This window comes from Geodermatophilus sp. SYSU D00867 (assembly GCF_054050315.1).
Genome location: NZ_JBJGZC010000007.1, coordinates 88,022 through 104,751 on the forward strand (window position 1 = coordinate 88,022; position 16,730 = coordinate 104,751).

15 protein-coding genes are annotated in these 16,730 nt (G+C 75.2%); 9 read left to right on the forward strand and 6 right to left on the reverse strand.

Annotated elements, in window-relative coordinates:
• Positions 1–12: 12 nt before the first annotated feature.
• From panC to ACI8AK_RS08390, 5 genes are read left to right on the forward strand one after another with little or no spacing between them, the layout of a single operon-like run.
• A complete protein-coding gene (gene panC / locus ACI8AK_RS08370; protein ID WP_387987187.1) occupies positions 13–873 on the forward strand; it encodes a pantoate--beta-alanine ligase in 861 nt (286 codons plus the stop codon).
• Entirely contained in the window at positions 870–1,295 is a 426-nt protein-coding gene (gene panD, locus ACI8AK_RS08375; protein WP_387987184.1) for an aspartate 1-decarboxylase, read from the forward strand. Before panC ends, panD begins: the two co-directional genes overlap by 4 nt.
• Entirely contained in the window at positions 1,292–2,971 is a 1,680-nt protein-coding gene (locus tag ACI8AK_RS08380) for an L-aspartate oxidase (protein ID WP_456955840.1), read from the forward strand. Before panD ends, ACI8AK_RS08380 begins: the two co-directional genes overlap by 4 nt.
• Complete coding sequence (gene nadC, locus ACI8AK_RS08385) at positions 2,968–3,873, forward strand: carboxylating nicotinate-nucleotide diphosphorylase (protein ID WP_456901720.1); 906 nt, start codon at positions 2,968–2,970, stop codon at positions 3,871–3,873. The genes ACI8AK_RS08380 and nadC overlap by 4 nt, the downstream gene beginning before the upstream one ends.
• 5 nt (positions 3,874–3,878) lie before the next feature.
• Positions 3,879–4,673: a type III pantothenate kinase gene (locus ACI8AK_RS08390; RefSeq protein ID WP_387987176.1), complete on the forward strand. Its 795-nt coding sequence runs from the start codon at positions 3,879–3,881 to the stop codon at positions 4,671–4,673.
• On the opposite strand, the gene ACI8AK_RS08395 is transcribed toward ACI8AK_RS08390, so the two are convergent.
• Positions 4,670–5,464, reverse strand: coding sequence for a hypothetical protein (locus tag ACI8AK_RS08395; protein WP_387987173.1), 795 nt, complete (start codon positions 5,462–5,464; stop codon positions 4,670–4,672). The two genes, ACI8AK_RS08390 and ACI8AK_RS08395, sit on opposite strands and share 4 nt — an antisense overlap.
• Before the next feature lie 123 nt (positions 5,465–5,587).
• Between ACI8AK_RS08395 and lysS the strand changes: the two genes are divergently transcribed.
• The 3 genes from lysS to ACI8AK_RS08410 all read left to right on the forward strand — a co-directional run bounded on the left by lysS (position 5,588) and on the right by ACI8AK_RS08410 (position 10,489).
• Positions 5,588–7,090: a lysine--tRNA ligase gene (lysS, locus tag ACI8AK_RS08400; RefSeq protein WP_387987170.1), complete on the forward strand. Its 1,503-nt coding sequence runs from the start codon at positions 5,588–5,590 to the stop codon at positions 7,088–7,090.
• Between the two features lie 161 nt (positions 7,091–7,251).
• Entirely contained in the window at positions 7,252–7,605 is a 354-nt protein-coding gene (locus ACI8AK_RS08405) for a histone-like nucleoid-structuring protein Lsr2 (RefSeq protein WP_387987167.1), read from the forward strand.
• 343 nt (positions 7,606–7,948) lie between these two features.
• Positions 7,949–10,489, forward strand: coding sequence for an ATP-dependent Clp protease ATP-binding subunit (locus ACI8AK_RS08410; RefSeq protein ID WP_387987164.1), 2,541 nt, complete (start codon positions 7,949–7,951; stop codon positions 10,487–10,489).
• 164 nt (positions 10,490–10,653) lie between these two features.
• On the opposite strand, the gene ACI8AK_RS08415 is transcribed toward ACI8AK_RS08410, so the two are convergent.
• Both ACI8AK_RS08415 and ACI8AK_RS08420 read right to left on the reverse strand, forming a co-directional pair.
• Entirely contained in the window at positions 10,654–11,514 is an 861-nt protein-coding gene (locus ACI8AK_RS08415) for a GNAT family N-acetyltransferase (protein ID WP_456955842.1), read from the reverse strand.
• Positions 11,515–11,643: 129 nt separating this feature from the next.
• Complete coding sequence (locus ACI8AK_RS08420) at positions 11,644–12,519, reverse strand: HhH-GPD family protein (RefSeq protein WP_387987157.1); 876 nt, start codon at positions 12,517–12,519, stop codon at positions 11,644–11,646.
• Positions 12,520–12,596: 77 nt separating this feature from the next.
• On the opposite strand from ACI8AK_RS08420, the gene ACI8AK_RS08425 reads away from it, so the two are divergent.
• A complete protein-coding gene (locus tag ACI8AK_RS08425; protein WP_456955844.1) occupies positions 12,597–13,292 on the forward strand; it encodes a MucR family transcriptional regulator in 696 nt (231 codons plus the stop codon).
• A gap of 91 nt (positions 13,293–13,383) precedes the next feature.
• Here the strand turns inward: ACI8AK_RS08425 and disA are convergent, their stop codons facing one another.
• The 3 genes from disA to ACI8AK_RS08440 all read right to left on the reverse strand — a co-directional run bounded on the left by disA (position 13,384) and on the right by ACI8AK_RS08440 (position 16,694).
• Positions 13,384–14,472 carry a DNA integrity scanning diadenylate cyclase DisA gene (disA, locus tag ACI8AK_RS08430; RefSeq protein ID WP_387987151.1) on the reverse strand — a complete coding sequence of 363 codons (1,089 nt, stop codon included), beginning with the start codon at positions 14,470–14,472 and terminating at the stop codon, positions 13,384–13,386.
• An 87-nt stretch (positions 14,473–14,559) separates the two neighbouring features.
• On the reverse strand, positions 14,560–15,930 hold the full coding sequence (gene radA / locus ACI8AK_RS08435; RefSeq protein ID WP_456901715.1) for a DNA repair protein RadA: 1,371 nt from the start codon (positions 15,928–15,930) through the stop codon (positions 14,560–14,562).
• 77 nt (positions 15,931–16,007) lie between these two features.
• Positions 16,008–16,694: a copper chaperone PCu(A)C gene (locus ACI8AK_RS08440; protein WP_387987146.1), complete on the reverse strand. Its 687-nt coding sequence runs from the start codon at positions 16,692–16,694 to the stop codon at positions 16,008–16,010.
• Positions 16,695–16,730: the final 36 nt, after the last annotated feature.

Sequence of the window (16,730 nt, forward strand, 5' to 3'; positions counted from 1 at the left end):
AGCACCACGGCTGTGTCGTCCACCCGCCCCACCGCCCCGTCCATCGCCGAGACGGCCGCCGACCTCGCCCGCCTGCGCGCCTCCCTGCCCGGCCCGGTGGCGCTGGTCCCGACCATGGGCGCCCTGCACGAGGGGCACCGCACGCTCGTCCGCGCCGCCCGCGAGCGGGCCGGCAGCGTCGTCGTGTCGGTGTTCGTCAACCCGACCCAGTTCGGCCCCGGCGAGGACCTCGACCGCTACCCGCGCACCTGGGACGCCGACCTCGCGGCGCTCACCGACGAGGGCGCCGACGTCGTCTTCCACCCGCCGGTCGACGAGGTCTACCCGCCCGGCTCGCTCGGCGTCACCGTCGACCCCGGCCCGCTCGGGTCGGTCCTCGAGGGCGCGGTCCGGCCCGGCCACTTCGCCGGCGTGCTGACCGTCGTCGCCAAGCTGTTCGGCCTCACCCGGCCCGACCTCGCCCTCTTCGGCGAGAAGGACTACCAGCAGCTGACGCTGGTCCGGGCGATGGTCCGCGAGCTGGCGCTGCCGTTGGAGGTGGTCGGCGTCCCGACCGTCCGCGAGGCCGACGGCACGGCGCTGTCCAGCCGCAACCGCTACCTGGCGCCGGAGGAGCGCGCCCGGGCCGCGACGTTGAACCGGGCGCTGCGTGCCGGGGCGGACGCCGGCCCGCGCGGCGCCGAGGCCGTCCTCGCCGCCGCCCGCGCGGTGCTGGCCGGCGCGCCCGAGCTGGTGCCCGACTACCTCGAGCTCACCGACCCCGACCTGGGCCCGGCCCCCGCGGCCGGCCCCGCCCGCCTCCTGCTGGCCGCCCGCGCCGGCAGCACCCGACTCCTCGACAACGTCCCCGTCACCCTGGGAGAGCCCCGATGATGCGCACCATGCTCAAGTCCAAGATCCACCGGGCGACGGTGACGCAGGCCGACCTGCACTACGTCGGCTCGGTGACGATCGACGAGGACCTGCTCGACGCCGCCGACCTCATCCCCGGCGAGCAGGTGGCGATCGTGGACGTCACCAACGGCGCCCGGCTGGAGACCTACGTCATCCCCGGCGAGCGGGGCAGCGGCGTCATCGGCATCAACGGCGCCGCCGCGCACCTGGTGCACCCCGGCGACCTGGTGATCCTGATCAGCTACGGCCTCATGGACGAGACCGAGGCCAAGAGCTACATCCCGAAGGTCGTGCACGTCGACGGCGACAACCGCGTCGTCGAGCTGGGCGGGGACCCCTCGGCCCCGGTGCCGGGCGCGGCCGACCAGCGGCGCAGCGACCTCGGCGTCCCCGTCCGGTGACCCTGGCGGCCCCGACCGTCAGCGGCCTGCCGACCCGGCTGGCCGCCCCCGCGCCCGGCTGGGAGCTGTCGGCCGACGTCTGCGTCGTCGGCTCCGGCGTCGCGGGCCTGTGCGTCGCGCTGCACGCCCGGGCCGCCGGGCTGTCGGTCGCCGTCGTCACCAAGGTCCGCGTCGACGACGGGTCGACCCGCTGGGCGCAGGGCGGCATCGCCGCGGTGCTCGACCCGGCCGACAGCCCCGAGGCGCACGCCCGCGACACCGAGGTCGCCGGCGTCGGGCTGTGCGAGCCCGACGCCGTGCGCACCCTGGTGACCGAGGGCCCGGCGCGGCTGCACCAGCTCATCGGCTGGGGCGCCGGCTTCGACCGCGACCCGTCGGGCCGCCTGCTGCTCACCCGCGAGGGCGGGCACACCGCCGACCGGATCGTGCACGCCGGCGGCGACGCCACCGGCGCCGAGGTCATGCGCGCCCTGTGCGAGGCCGTGCACGCCGACCCCGGCATCACCCTCGTCGAGCACGCGATGGTGCTCGACCTGCTCACCGACGCCGGCGGCCGGGCCGCGGGCGTCACCCTGCACGTCCTCGGCGAGGGCACCGAGGACGGCGTGGGCGCGGTCCGCGCGCGGGCCGTCGTCCTCGCCACCGGCGGGATGGGCCAGGTCTACGCCGCGACGACGAACCCCGCGGTGTCCACCGGCGACGGCGTGGCCCTGGGCCTGCGCGCCGGCGCGGTGGCCACCGACCTGGAGTTCGTGCAGTTCCACCCGACGTCGCTGTACCGCGGCCCGGGCGCCCGCGGGCAGCAGCCGCTGGTCAGCGAGGCGCTGCGCGGCGAGGGCGCGGTGCTGCGCGACGGGGCGGGGGAGCGGTTCATGGCCGGTGTCCACCCGCAGGCCGAGCTCGCGCCGCGCGACGTCGTCGCCAAGGCCATCACCCGCGTGCAGCTGCGCGACGGCGTCGACCACGTGTGGCTCGACGCCCGGCACGTCCCCGGCCTCGCCGAGCGGTTCCCGACCATCGTGGCCAGCTGCCGCGCCATCGGCGTCGACCCGGTCACCGACCTGGTGCCGGTCACGCCCGCCGCGCACTACGCCTCCGGCGGCCTGGTCACCGACCTGGCCGGCCGGACCACCGTCCCCGGGCTCTACGCCTGCGGCGAGGCGGCCTGCACCGGGGTGCACGGCGCCAACCGACTGGCGTCGAACTCGCTCCTCGAGGGGCTGGTGTTCGCCGCCCGCATCGGCGCGGAGCTGGCCCGCTCGCTGCCCCCGGCCGCGCCGGCCCGCGCGGCCGCCGCCGGCACCTCGGGCCTGCTGGACCCCGCCGGGCGGCGCACGGTCACCGAGACGATGTCCGCCCGGGTCGCGGCGCTGCGCTCGGGCGCCGGGCTGGCCGGGGCCGCCGGCGTGCTCGCCGGGCTGGCGGCCGGGCTGGCGGCCGCCCCAGGCGCCGCGCCCGGCGTGGCGAGCTGGGAGGCCACCGACCTGCTCACCGTCGCGAGCGCCCTCACCGCCGCCGCCGGCGCCCGGGAGGAGACCCGCGGCTGCCACTGGCGCGAGGACCACCCCGCCACCGAGGAGGACTGGCGGGTGCACCTCGACGTCCGCCTCGACGACGACGGCCGGCTGCGCCTGACCCGCCGGCCCGTGGGGACCCCCGTGGTGCCGCCGTGGTGACCGCCGACCCGCGGTCGCTGGCGGGCACCGGGCTGGCCGAGGCCTGGGTCGACGACCTGGTCGAGCGCACGCTGGCCGAGGACCTCGCCGGCGGGGCCGTCCTGCCCGGCGCGCCGGACCTGGCCGTCGCACTCGACGTCACCAGCGCCGCCACCGTGCCCCCGGCGCAGTACGGCACCGCCGACCTCGTCGCCCGCGCCGACGGCGTCGTCGCCGGCCTGCCCGTCGCCGCCCGCGTGTTCACCCGCCTCGCGCCCGGCGCCACGCTCACCGCCGGCGCGGCCGACGGCGACCGGGTGACCCGCGGGGACGTGCTGCTGACCGTCCGCGGCCCCGTGCGGGCGCTGCTGGCCGCCGAGCGCAGCGCGCTGAACATCGCCAGCCGGGCCAGCGGCATCGCCACCGCCACCCGCGCCTGGGTGGACGCCGTCGAGGGCACCGGCGCCGTCGTCCTCGACACCCGCAAGACCACCCCGGGGCTGCGCCCGCTGGAGAAGTACGCGGTGCGCTGCGGCGGCGGGTCGAACAAGCGCATGGGCCTCTACGACGTCGCGATGGTGAAGGACAACCACGTCGCCGCCGCGGGCTCGGTCGCGGCCGCCGTCGCCGCCGTGCGCGAGCGGGCGCCGCGGGTGCCGGTGCAGGTCGAGGCGGACACCCCCGCGCAGGCGGTCGAGGCGGTCGAGGCCGGCGCGGACTTCCTGCTGCTGGACAACATGCCGCCCGCGCAGCTGCGCGAGGTGGTGGCGCTGGTCGGCGGGCGCGCGGAGCTCGAGGCCACCGGCGGGCTGACCCTCGCCGTCGCCCGCGAGGTCGCCGCGACCGGCGTGGACTTCCTGTCGGTCGGCGCGCTCACCCACTCCTCGCCGATCCTCGACCTCGCGCTCGACCTGCGGAGCTGACCGGCGTGCTGCTCACCGTCGACGTCGGCAACAGCCAGACCGTGCTGGCCACCTTCGACGGGGCCCGGCGGGTCGGGTGCTGGCGCGTGACGACGCACGCGCGGGCCACCTCCGACGAGATCCGCATGCTGTGGCGCGGGCTGCTGCGCGACACCGAGGTCACCGGCGTCGCCGCCTGCTCCACCGTGCCGGCGCTGCTGCCCGCGCTGCGGCAGCTGCTGGACTCGCTCGAGGTGCCGGTGGTGCTCATCGGCCCCGGCGTGCGCACCGGCGTCCCGCTGCACGTCGACAACCCGCGCGAGGTCGGCGCCGACCGCGTGGTCACCGCGCTGGCCGCGCACGAGCTGTTCGGCCGGGCGCCCGACGGCAGCGGCCGCCCCGTCGTGGTGGTCGACTTCGGCACCTCCACCAATGTCGACGCCGTCGGCCCGGAGGGTCAGTTCCTCGGCGGCGCGCTGGCCCCGGGTGTCGAGGTCAGCCTCGAGGCGCTGGCCACCCGCGCGGCGCAGCTGCGGTCGGTGGAGCTCACCGTCCCGGCGCAGGCGATCGGCAAGAACACCGTCGCCGCGCTGCAGTCGGGGCTGGTCCTCGGCTTCGCCGGCCTGGTCGACGGGCTGGTCGGCCGGATCGCCGGCGAGCTGGTCGCGCAGTTCGGCGACCCGCCGGTCGTCGTCGCCACCGGGGGCCTGGCGCCGCTGGTGGCCGACAGCTGCCGCACCGTCGGCGAGCGCGAGCCCGACCTCACCGTGCACGGCCTGCGGCTGGCCTTCGAGCGCGCCCAGGCCGGCGGCCGCCGCTAGGCGGGAGCCGGGCTCGCCGGCAGCACGGTGCCCAGGCCGATGCCGCGGGCGCGCAGCCGCCGCAGCTCCACCGTGGCCAGCGCGGCGCTGATCAGCGGCCCGACGACGGCGAACGCGACGGCCACCGGGACCGGCATGCCGGCGTCCTCGGGGTCCCAGAGGCCGACGACGCCCAGGACGAGGACGACGACCGCCACCGCGATCTCGGTCAGCCCGCGCAGCGTCGGGTGCCCGTCGACGGCGCAGAACCAGTGGACGACGACCAGCCGGCCGGCCACCCAGATCGTCGCCCAGACGGCGACGAGGGCGGTCCAGCCGAGGGCGAGGGTCACGAGCGCCATCAGCCCGCTCGGCTGCACCTGGGTGAGGACCAGCCAGACGAGCCCGCCGGCCAGCACGAGGCCGGCCACCGACCCGCCCAGCCGGCCCAGCGGCACCCGGAGGTTGGCGGCCTGCTGCCGGCGCAGGGGCGGCGGGGTGAGGAACAGGATCACCGCCATCGGGACGAGCATCGCGACGCCGCCGATCGCCGCGGAGCGCATCACCGACAGCACGATGCGCGAGACCTGGTCGGTCACACTGCCCAGCCCGCCCCACTGCAGCTGGGCGACGGTGAGGATCGCGATGCCCCAGGCGCCGCGCAGCGCGGCCAGCCGCTCGAGCTGGTGGTCGCGGACGGCGAAGCGGTCGGCCGGGGTGAACACGCGGCGGTGGAAGTCCGCGGTCCTGCGCCACACCGCCGCGGTCCACGTGGCGATGCCGGTGACGATCCAGCCGACGATGCTGCCCACCCATGCCTCCGGGGTCCCGCCGCGCCGCCGGACCGTCGCGGTCTCGGAACGGTAGCGACCGACGGGGCCCTGGGGAGGGAGTCCGGCGGGGTGTCGCGGCGCACGGCCGTAGGCTCGGACGACGTGACCGACGAACCCCCGGGCCTCCCGGACGACGAGCTCCCCGAACAGCTCCGGGTCCGCCGCGCCAAGCTCGACCGGCTGCGCGAGTCCGGCGTCGACCCCTACCCGGTCACGGTGGCGCGCACCACCTCGCTGGCCGACGTCCGGGCCAAGCACCCCGACCTCGAGCCCGACACCACGACCGGCGAGCGGGTCGGCGTCACCGGCCGGGTCATCTTCAGCCGCAACACCGGCAAGCTCTGCTTCGCGACGCTGCGCGAGGGCGACGCCGAGCTGCAGGTCATGCTCTCCCGCGACCGGGTGGGCCAGGAGGCGCTGGACGCCTGGAAGGCCGACGTCGACCTCGGCGACCACGTCTTCGTCGAGGGCGAGGTCGGGACGTCCCGGCGCGGCGAGCTGTCGGTGTTCGCCGACTCCTGGCGGATGGCGGCCAAGGCGCTGCGCCCCCTGCCGGTGGCGCACAAGCCGATGAGCGAGGAACTGCGGGTCCGCCGCCGCTACGTGGACCTCATCGTCCGCGACGAGGCGCGCCGCACCGTCCGGCAGCGCGCGCAGGTGATGGCCGCGCTGCGCTCCGGGCTCACCGGCCGCGGTTTCCTCGAGGTCGAGACGCCGATGCTGCAGACCGTGCACGGCGGTGCCGCCGCCCGGCCGTTCCGCACGCACATGAACGCCTTCGACCTCGACCTGTACCTGCGGATCGCGCCGGAGCTGTTCCTCAAGCGCTGCATCGTGGGCGGGCTCGAGAAGGTCTTCGAGATCAACCGCAACTTCCGCAACGAGGGCGCCGACAGCTCGCACTCGCCGGAGTTCGCGATGCTCGAGTTCTACGAGGCCTGGGCCGACTACTCCGACGTCGCCCGCACCACCCGCGAGCTGATCCAGGAGTGCTGCGCGGCGCTGTTCGGCGACCACACCGCCCGCCACCACGACGGCACCGAGGTCGACCTGTCGGGGGAGTGGCCGCAGGTGCCGCTGTACTCGCTCGTCGGCGACGCCGTGGGCGAGGAGGTCACCCCGGAGACGCCGGTGGAGCACCTGCGGGCCCTCGCCGAGCGGCACGACGTCGGCGTCGACCCCGCCTGGCTGCCCGGCAAGGTCGTCGAGGAGCTCTTCGAGGCGCTGGTGCAGGACTCCCTGCAGGCCCCCACGTTCGTCGTCGACTACCCGGTGGACACCTCGCCGCTGACCCGCGCGCACCGCACGACGCCGGGGCTGGCGGAGAAGTGGGACCTCTACATCGGCGGGATCGAGCGCGGCACCGGCTACTCCGAGCTGGTCGACCCGGTGGTCCAGCGCGAGCGGTTCACCCAGCAGGCGCTGCTGGCCGCGGCCGGCGACCCCGAGGCCATGGTGCTCGACGAGGACTTCCTCGAGGCCCTCGAGTACGGGATGCCGCCCAGCGGCGGGGTCGGCATGGGCATCGACCGGCTGATGATGACGCTCACCGGCCTCGGTATCCGCGAGACGATCCTGTTCCCCTTGGTCCGCCCCATTTCCTGACGGGTTCCGTTCCGCTCGCCCGAATTCCTCCCCGAAAAGGGCGACCCACCGTCGGGGATTGCTCCCTCCCCTCACTTCTGTGGTGGAATGTGCGCGTCGCCCGGATCCGGGTGGCTGCAATTGTCCGGCCACGGGGGCCGAGAGGGAGTGAGGAAAGCGGAATGGCGCGCAAGGTCCAGGTGATCCTGAGTGACGACCTCGACGAGGACCTCCCCGCGGACGAGACGGTGAGTTTCTCGCTCGACGGCACGAACTACGAGATCGACCTGTCCGAGAAGAACGCGGAGGAACTGCGCAACGCCTTCTCCCGGTACGTGCAGGCCGCCCGCAAGGTCGGCCGTGGCGGCGGCCGGGCCTCCGGTGCCGGCCGGTCCCGGGCCACCGGTGGCGGCGGCCGGATGGACCGCGAGCAGGCCGGTGCGATCCGCGACTGGGCCCGGAAGAACGGCCACAACGTCAGCGACCGCGGCCGCATCCCGGCCAGCGTCGTCGAGGCCTACGAGGCCGCCCACTGACGGAGGGCCCCCTCCCACCCCTCGCGCCGCCCGGGGTGGGCCCCTGCGAGGGGCCGTTCCAGCACGTCACCGACGGCCCGGTCCCCGCGCGGGGGCCGGGCCGTCGGCGTCCCCGGGTGACGCGCCGTCCGCTGTCGGCGTAACCCCGCCGGAACACCGGCCCGCCACCATCGGTTGGACCGGGCGAGCCACCCACCGCACCGCCGGTCGCCGCCGACGGGACGGCGTGGTCCGTGACTACAGTGGAACGACCGGTGCCCCAGCGCGCCGACGGACGTCGGGTGCTCCTCCCCGCTCGTGGGGAGGGACGTGCCGGACCAGCCGGTCAGAGGAGAAGCAGCAGATGTTCGAACGGTTCACCGACCGAGCCCGACGGGTGGTCGTCCTGGCGCAGGAAGAGGCCAGGATGCTCAACCACAACTACATCGGCACCGAGCACATCCTCCTGGGCCTGATCCACGAGGGTGAGGGCGTCGCTGCCAAGGCCCTCGAGTCGCTCGGCATCTCGCTCGAGGGTGTCCGCCAGCAGGTCGAGGAGATCATCGGCCAGGGCCAGCAGGCCCCGTCCGGGCACATCCCCTTCACCCCGCGGGCGAAGAAGGTGCTCGAGCTGTCCCTGCGCGAGGCGCTGCAGCTCGGCCACAACTACATCGGCACCGAGCACATCCTGCTCGGCCTGATCCGCGAGGGCGAGGGCGTGGCCGCCCAGGTCCTCGTGAAGCTGGGCGCCGACCTCAACCGCGTCCGCCAGCAGGTCATCCAGCTGCTCTCCGGCTACCAGGGCAAGGAGCCGGCCTCGGCCGGCGGTCCCTCGGAGGGCACGCCGTCGACGTCGCTGGTGCTCGACCAGTTCGGCCGCAACCTGACGCAGGCCGCGCGCGACTCCAAGCTCGACCCGGTCATCGGGCGGGCCAAGGAGATCGAGCGGGTCATGCAGGTCCTCTCGCGGCGGACCAAGAACAACCCCGTCCTCATCGGCGAGCCCGGCGTCGGCAAGACCGCCGTCGTCGAGGGCCTGGCCCAGGCGATCGTCAAGGGCGAGGTCCCCGAGACGCTGAAGGACAAGCAGCTCTACACCCTCGACCTCGGCGCCCTGGTCGCCGGGTCGCGCTACCGCGGTGACTTCGAGGAGCGCCTCAAGAAGGTGCTCAAGGAGATCCGCACCCGCGGCGACATCATCCTGTTCATCGACGAGATCCACACCCTCGTCGGTGCCGGTGCCGCCGAGGGCGCGATCGACGCCGCCAGCATCCTCAAGCCGATGCTGGCCCGCGGCGAGCTGCAGACCATCGGCGCCACCACGCTCGACGAGTACCGCAAGCACCTGGAGAAGGACGCCGCGCTCGAGCGCCGCTTCCAGCCGATCCAGGTGGGCGAGCCGACGCTCACCCACACGATCGAGATCCTCAAGGGCCTGCGCGACCGCTACGAGGCGCACCACCGGATCAGCATCACCGACGGCGCCCTCGTCGCCGCCGCCACGCTGGCCGACCGGTACATCTCCGACCGCTTCCTGCCGGACAAGGCGATCGACCTGATCGACGAGGCCGGCGCCCGGATGCGGATCAAGCGGATGACCGCCCCGCCGGACCTGCGCGAGTTCGACGACCGGATCGCCGGCATCCGCCGCGAGAAGGAGTCCGCGATCGACGCGCAGGACTTCGAGAAGGCCGCGTCGCTGCGCGACAAGGAGAAGACCCTCCTGGCCGAGAAGGCCGAGCGGGAGAAGGCGTGGAAGGCCGGCGACATGGACGTCGTCGCCGAGGTCGACGACGAGCAGATCGCCGAGGTGCTGGCCAACTGGACCGGCATCCCCGTCTTCAAGCTCACCGAGGAGGAGACGACCCGTCTGCTCCGCATGGAGGACGAGCTCCACAAGCGGATCATCGGCCAGGAAGAGGCCATCAAGAGCGTCAGCCAGGCGATCCGGCGCACCCGCGCGGGCCTCAAGGACCCGCGTCGCCCCGGTGGCTCGTTCATCTTCGCCGGCCCCTCGGGTGTCGGTAAGACCGAGCTCGCCAAGGCGCTCGCCAACTTCCTGTTCGGCGAGGACGACGCGCTCATCCAGATCGACATGGGCGAGTTCCACGACCGGTTCACCGTGTCGAGGCTCGTCGGTGCCCCTCCCGGCTACGTCGGTTACGACGAGGGTGGCCAGCTGACCGAGAAGGTGCGGCGCAAGCCGTTCTCGGTGGTCCTCTTCGACGAGATCGAGAAGGCCCACGCCGACGTCTTCAACACGCTGCTGCAGGTGCTGGAGGACGGCCGCCTCACCGACGGTCAGGGCCGGATCGTGGACTTCAAGAACACGATCCTGATCCTCACGACCAACCTCGGTACGCGGGACATCTCCAAGGCGGTCGGCCTCGGCTTCCAGGCCGGGAACGACGACCAGTCGAACTACGAGCGCATGAAGACGAAGGTCCACGACGAGCTCAAGCAGCACTTCCGGCCTGAGTTCCTCAACCGCATCGACGACATCGTCGTGTTCCACCAGCTGACCGAGGCCGAGATCATCCAGATCGTCGACCTGATGCTCGCCCGCGTGGAGAGCCAGCTGAGCAACAAGGACATGTCGCTCGAGGTCACCCAGGAGGCCAAGAAGCTCCTGGCGGCCCGCGGGTTCGACCCCGTGCTGGGCGCCCGGCCGCTGCGCCGGACCATCCAGCGCGAGATCGAGGACGCGCTGTCGGAGAAGATCCTCTACGGGGAGCTGACCGCCGGTCAGATCGTCGTGGTGGACGTCGAGGGCGAGGGCACCGCCGCGAAGTTCACCTTCCGCGGCGAGACCAAGCCGATCGACCTGCCCGACACGCCGCCGGTGGCGCTGACCGTCGGCGACGACGAGGACGGCACCCAGGGCCCGTCGCTCCGCAAGGAGTGAGCAGGTAGCTCCACCGACAGGGGCCGTCTCCCGCGAGGGAGGCGGCCCCTGCCGCGTCCCAGGGGCCGAGGGTGGCTCCCGGGCGGCCACCCGGTGCGGACGCCGGTGGACGGCGAGGTGACCGCCGGTGCCGTCGTGTGTCGTCGCCGGGGGACGTGTTCCGGTCAGCGGGGGACGGCGACCGGGCCGAGGTCCACGGCGCGGTGCACCGAGGTGCCGGTGACGACCATCCCGGCCCGCTCGTACAGGCCGAGGGGGCCGGTGCGGGAGTCGGTGGACAGTTCGCAGCGCGTGGCGCCGTGCCGGCGGGCGTCGGCGAAGGCGTCCGCGAGGAGGGCCCGGGCCAGCCCGAGTCCGCGCCGGTCCCGGCGCACCGCGAGCTCGTCGACGCAGCCGTCCGTGCCACCGGTGACCAGGAAGCAGGCGCCGACCACGTCGCCACGCGGGTCCACGACGACCCGGAGGTGCCACGGCTCGAACCCGGGTCGGCGCACGGTCGTCGCGGCGAAGTCGTCGAACGACCGCCGGTCCCGCTGCGACCACTCGAGGAAGGCGTCCTCGACCACCGCCCAGGCGGCCCGGTGGTCCGCCTCGCCGTCCGCCGTCCGGAGGGAGTACCCGTCCGGCAGGGGCTGGGTCCCGATCCGCCTGTCCCCGGGGAGCTCCAGCAGCCACGAGGTCCACCGGACGTGGTGGCCGAGGCGTTCCAGCAGGACGTCCGCGGGGGAGCCCTGCGGCACGGTCATGCCGAGGACCGGGGCGCCGCGCTCGCCTGCCAGTCGCCGGGTCCAGGCGGCCAGCGCCGTCCCGATGCCTCGTCCGCGGTACCGCGGGTGCGCGGCGGCACCCCCGCGTCCCTCGCCCGAGACCTCGGCGTAGGCGACCAGCCGGCTGCCGTCGAAGACGTCGAGCGTGCCGGCCGGTACGTCGGAGCCGGGGCGCTGCCAGTCCCCGACGACGTCGGCCTCCTCGATCAGGACGACGCCGACGTCGTGCAGCTCCTGCGCGGCCGTCACCTCGTACACGGCGCGGGCGTCGTCCCTGGTCAGGGGTCGGGCGGTGAGGTCCCCGGGCAGCTGCGCGGGCCACGGTGAACCGTGCCGCGGGGTCGTCGCGCGACCGGGTCCGGGCGGCGCGAGGCGTCGCGGGTCCGGTCAGTGGGGGAGTCGGAAGAGGCCGTCGTCGGTCTGCTCGACCAGCCCGTCGGCCAGCAGGGAGTCCAGGCACCGGGACCGCTGCACCGCGTCGTCCCAGGCTGCGTCCAGGGCCGGGGCGGGCACCGGACCGTCGGCGGCGCGCAGGACGTCGAGCAGCCGCCCGCGGACCTGCCGGTCGGTCCCCGCGAACCGCTGCACCCGCCTCGGCGGCCCCTCGGCGGCCGGGCAGCCGGCCAGCCGCCAGGCGCACCGGTCCCGCACCGGGCAGACCCCGCACCGCGGTGTGCGGGCCACGCAGACCAGCGCGCCGAGCTCCATGGCCGCCACCGAGAACCGGCACGCCCGCTCCCGGTCCGCCGGCGCCAGCGCCGCGACGTCGGTCAGGTCGGAGGCGCGGGCGGTCCCGGCCTCGGCGCGGCCGTGCACCAGCCGGGCCACCACCCGCCGCACGTTGGTGTCCACGACCGGCTGTGGCCTCCCGTGGCCGAAGCAGGCCACCGCCCGGGCCGTGTACGTCCCGATGCCCGGCAGCGCCTCCAGGGCCGCCACGTCGGCCGGGACGGCGCCTCCGTGCCGCTCGGTGAGGGCGACGGCGGTCTCCCGCAGCCGCAGCGCCCGCCGCGGGTAGCCGAGCTTGCCCCAGGCGCGGATCACCTCGGCCGGCGACGCGGCGGCCAGCGCGGCCGGGGTGGGCCAGCGCTCCGTCCAGGCGCGCCACACCGGCTCGACCCGCGCCACCGGCGTCTGCTGCAGCATCACCTCGCTGACCAGCACCGCCCACGGGTCCACGCCGGGTCGCCGCCACGGCAGGTCGCGGGCCGCCGTGTCGTACCAGTCGACGAGGGCGTCCCCGAGTCCGGCGGTGCTGCTCACGGGGGTCCAGTGTGCCCGGCCCGGACGGCGGCGTGCCCTGTCGGGACGGTCGGCGGCCGCCGACTACGGTCGCCTTCGTGCTGCACCCGGTCGGGCCCCTGCCGGCTGCCGTCTACTGGCGACGGCGGCTGCTCGTGCTCCTCCTGCTCGTCGCCGTCCTCGGCGGCGGGAGCTGGCTCGGGGTGGCGCTGCTGGGCGGCGGCCCGGAGGGCTCGGCCTCGGCCGCCGGCACCTCGGAGGCGGCGTCGACGGCGCCGGCCGCGGCGGAGCCGCCCGCACTCGACCGGGTCCTCCCGTCGCTGGCCAGCGTGCAGACCCCCACCCCGCCGCCCACCCCGACGCCCGCCCCGCCCCCGGCGCCTGCCGCCCCGGTGCAGGAGGCCGGCGCACCGTGCGGCGACGACGTGGTCGCGCTGGAGGTGCGCACGCCGGGCACGGTCGCCTCCGGGTCCTCGCCGACGCTGGAGCTCGTCGTCACCAACACCGCCGCGGTGCCGTGCACCCGCGTGCTGGACAAGCAGCTGCAGGAGATGGTGCTGCTCGACGCGGCCGGCACCCGGCTGTGGGGCAGCAACGACTGCCGGCCCGAGACCAGCAGCGACACCCGCACGCTGCAGCCCGGTGAGCAGGTGGTGTTCCCGCTGGTCTGGACCGGCCTGACCAGCGAGCCGACCTGCACCGCCGAGCGCGTGCCGGTGGCCCCGGGTCAGTACGTGCTGCGCGCCCAGCTGGACACCGAGACCAGCCCGGACGCCGTCCTCACCATCACCTGACGAGGGACGTCCCTGCCCCCCACCGCTCGCAGGCTCGCGGCGGGCCCCGGCGGGGTAGCCGTTCCGGCACGTCGCCGGTGGTGGGCCCCGCTCAGCTGTAGCGGTCGAGGATCGAGGTCTCGGCCAGCCGGGACAGGCCCTCGCGGATGCCCCGGGCGCGGGCCTCACCGACGCCCTCGACGGCGAGCAGGTCCTCGATGGTGGCGGCCAGCAGCTTCTGCAGGCCGCCGAAGTGGTCGACCAGGCGGTCGATGATCGCCGCGGGCAGCCGCGGCACCCGGGCCAGCAGCCGGTAGCCGCGCGGGCTGACGGGGGAGTCCAGCGCGTCGGCCGAGGTGGGCAGCCCGTAGCAGCGCGAGACGGCGGACAGGTCCAGCAGCTCGGTGGCCGACAGCGCCCGCAGCTCGGCGAGCACGTCCTCGATGGTGCGCGGCCGGCGGGTGCCCGCGGCGGGCAGGTAGTCGCGCACCAGCAGCGCGCGGTCCTCCTCGACGCCGGCGAGCATCTCGTCGAGCTGCAGGGCCAGCAGCCGGCCGTCGGTGCCCAGCTCGACGACGAAGCCCTCGATCTCGTCGGCGATCCGCCGGACCATCTCCAGCCGCTGGCTGACGCTCATCGCGTCGCGGACGGTGACCAGGTCCTCGATCTCCAGCGCCGAGAGGGTGCTCGCGACCTCGTCGAGGCGCAGCTTGTACCGCTCCAGCGCCGCGAGGGCCTGGTTGGCGCGGGCGAGGATCGTCGTCGGGTGCTCGAGCGTGTAGCGCCGGCCGGCCACGTAGACGCTGATGATGTGCATCGACTGGCTGACCGAGATCACCGGGAACCCGGTCTGCACGGCCACCCGCTCGGCGGTGCGGTGCCGGGTGCCCGACTCCTCGGTGGGCACGGTCGGGTCGGGCATCAGGTGCACGCCGGCCCGGACGATGCGCAGCCCGTCGGAGGACAGGATCACCGCGCCGTCCATCTTGGCCAGCTCGCGCAGCCGGGTGGCCGACAGCGCGACGTCCAGGGCGAACCCGCCGGTGCAGATGGACTCCACCACCCGGTCGTAGCCGAGCACGATCAGGGCGCCGGTGCGGCCGGCCAGGATGCGCTCCAGGCCGTCGCGCAACGCGGTCCCCGGGGCGATGCGGCCGAGCAGTTCGCGCAGGGCGACCTCGGAGTCCACAGCGGGGGGCACGGGCGCTCCTGACGTCGTCGTGGTACGGCGCCTGAGTCTACGTGGCACGCCGACCTGCCGGTCGTGAGCGGGGGGTGGTGAGCGGGCTCACCCGGGGAAGAGCCCGGCGAGCGCCGCTCCCAGGTCGGGCACCTCCATGAGCCGGATGCCCTTGGGGGCCTGGCCGGCGTCCGGCGGGACCAGCGCGAGCCGGTAGCCCTGGCGGGCGGCCTCGGCCAGCCGCCGTCCGGTGCCGCCGACCCGCCGGATCTCACCGGACAGACCCACCTCGCCCAGCGCGATCATCCCCTCCGGCAGCGGGGTGTCCCGCGACGCCGAGGCGATGGCCAGCGCGAGCGCGAGGTCGGCCGCCGGCTCGGCGATCTTCACGCCGCCGACGGAGGCGGCGAACACGTCGGCGTCGGCCAGCCGGACGCCGCCGCGCCGCTCGACGACGGCGTTGACCATCGCCACGCGCTGGGAGTCCAGCCCGCTGACCGCCCGCCGCGGCGAGCCGCCGCCGGTGTTCTGGGCGACGAGGGCCTGCACCTCGGCCAGCAGCGGCCGGCTGCCCTCCATGGTCACCGTGACGCAACTGCCGGGCACCGACGCGGTGCGCCGCGAGACGAACAGGTGCGACGGGTCGGGCACCCCGACCACCCCGCCGTCGCCGATCTCGAAGCAGCCGATCTCGTCGGCCGGGCCGAACCGGTTCTTGGTGGCGCGCACCAGGCGCAGCGTGGAGTGCCGCTCGCCGTCGAAGGACACGACGACGTCGACCAGGTGCTCCAGCGCCCGGGGCCCGGCGATCGCGCCGTCCTTGGTGACGTGGCCGACGAGGATCGTCGTCATCCCGCGGGACTTGGCGACGGCGGTGAGCGCGGTGGCCACCGAGCGGACCTGGGTGGCGCCGCCGTCGGTGCCCTCGACCGCGGAGGAGCGGACGGTCTGCACGCTGTCGAGCACCAGCAGCGAGGGCGCCACCTGCTCGACGTGGGCGAGGACGGCCGACAGCTCGGTCTCGGCGGCGAGGTACAGCCGGTCGTGCAGCGCGCCGATCCGCTCGGCGCGCAGCCGCACCTGCGCGGCGGACTCCTCGCCCGAGACCACCAGCGTGGGCCCGTTGGACTCCGCCACCCGGTGGGCGACCTCGAGCAGCAGCGTGGACTTGCCGACGCCGGGCTCACCGGCGACGAGGACCACCGCGCCGGGCACCAGGCCGCCGCCGAGGACGCGGTCGAACTCGGCGATGCCGGTGGGCACCGCCCGCGCGCCGTCGAGCTGGACCTGGGCGATCGGCCGGGCGGGCGCGGTGACCGGGCCGGCGGCGACCGAGCGCAGTGCCGGCGCGGCGGGTCCGACCTCCTGCAGCGTGCCCCAGGCCTGGCACTCCGGGCACTTGCCCATCCACTTCGCCGACGAGAAGCCGCACTCGGTGCAGCGGTGGGCGGGACGGGCGGACTTCACTCCAGAGGGCACGCCGCCACGGTAGGTGGGGGTACCGACACTCCCGGGGAGGCCGGACGGGTCACTCCGGTCCGGTCACTCCAGGCCGGCTACTCGGCCTGGGTGTCCTCCTCGCTCTCCGGGTTCTCCGGCTCGAGGCCCTCCTCGAAGTCGAACGCCTCGCCGCGGTCGATCTCCTCGTCGGGACCGGCCACCAGCACCTGCGTGGTGATGTCGCCGGCCTGCTCGAAGGACAGGGTGAGCGTCAGGGTCTGCCCGGCCGTCAGCTCCTCGCTGAGGTCCTGCAGCGTGACCGTCGCGCCGTCCTCGCGCCCGATGTACAGCGCGGTGTCGGCCGGGATGTCGAGCGACACCCGGGTGCTCGCCGTGGAGCCGGCGGAGGGCGACGCACCCGGGGTGGCGCCGGTGCTGCCCGGCGTCGGGGTGGCCGTGGGGGAGCTGCCGGCGGGCGACGACGGCGAGGGGGTCGGGCCGGTCGCCGACACCAGCACGCCGCCGAAGCCCTCGCCCTCGATGCCGGTGAGGGTGTCGTCGGAGTTCGAGGCGTTGACGATCGTGACGATCAGCTCGGCGTCGTCGCCCTCCTCGTAGCGGCCGTTCTCCGGCGGAGCCAGCAGGATCTGGCGCAGCAGGATGTCCTCCACCTGCGCCTGGGGGCCGACCTTGTCGCGGTCCTGGGTGCCGGTCTGCGAGACCTGGCCGGCGCTGCAGGCGCCGAGCGCGACCGGGCTGAGGACGAGGGCACCCATCACGGCGGCGCGCAGCGCGCGGTTCACAGCGGTCGACCTCCACGGGGGAAACAGCAGCCGGCC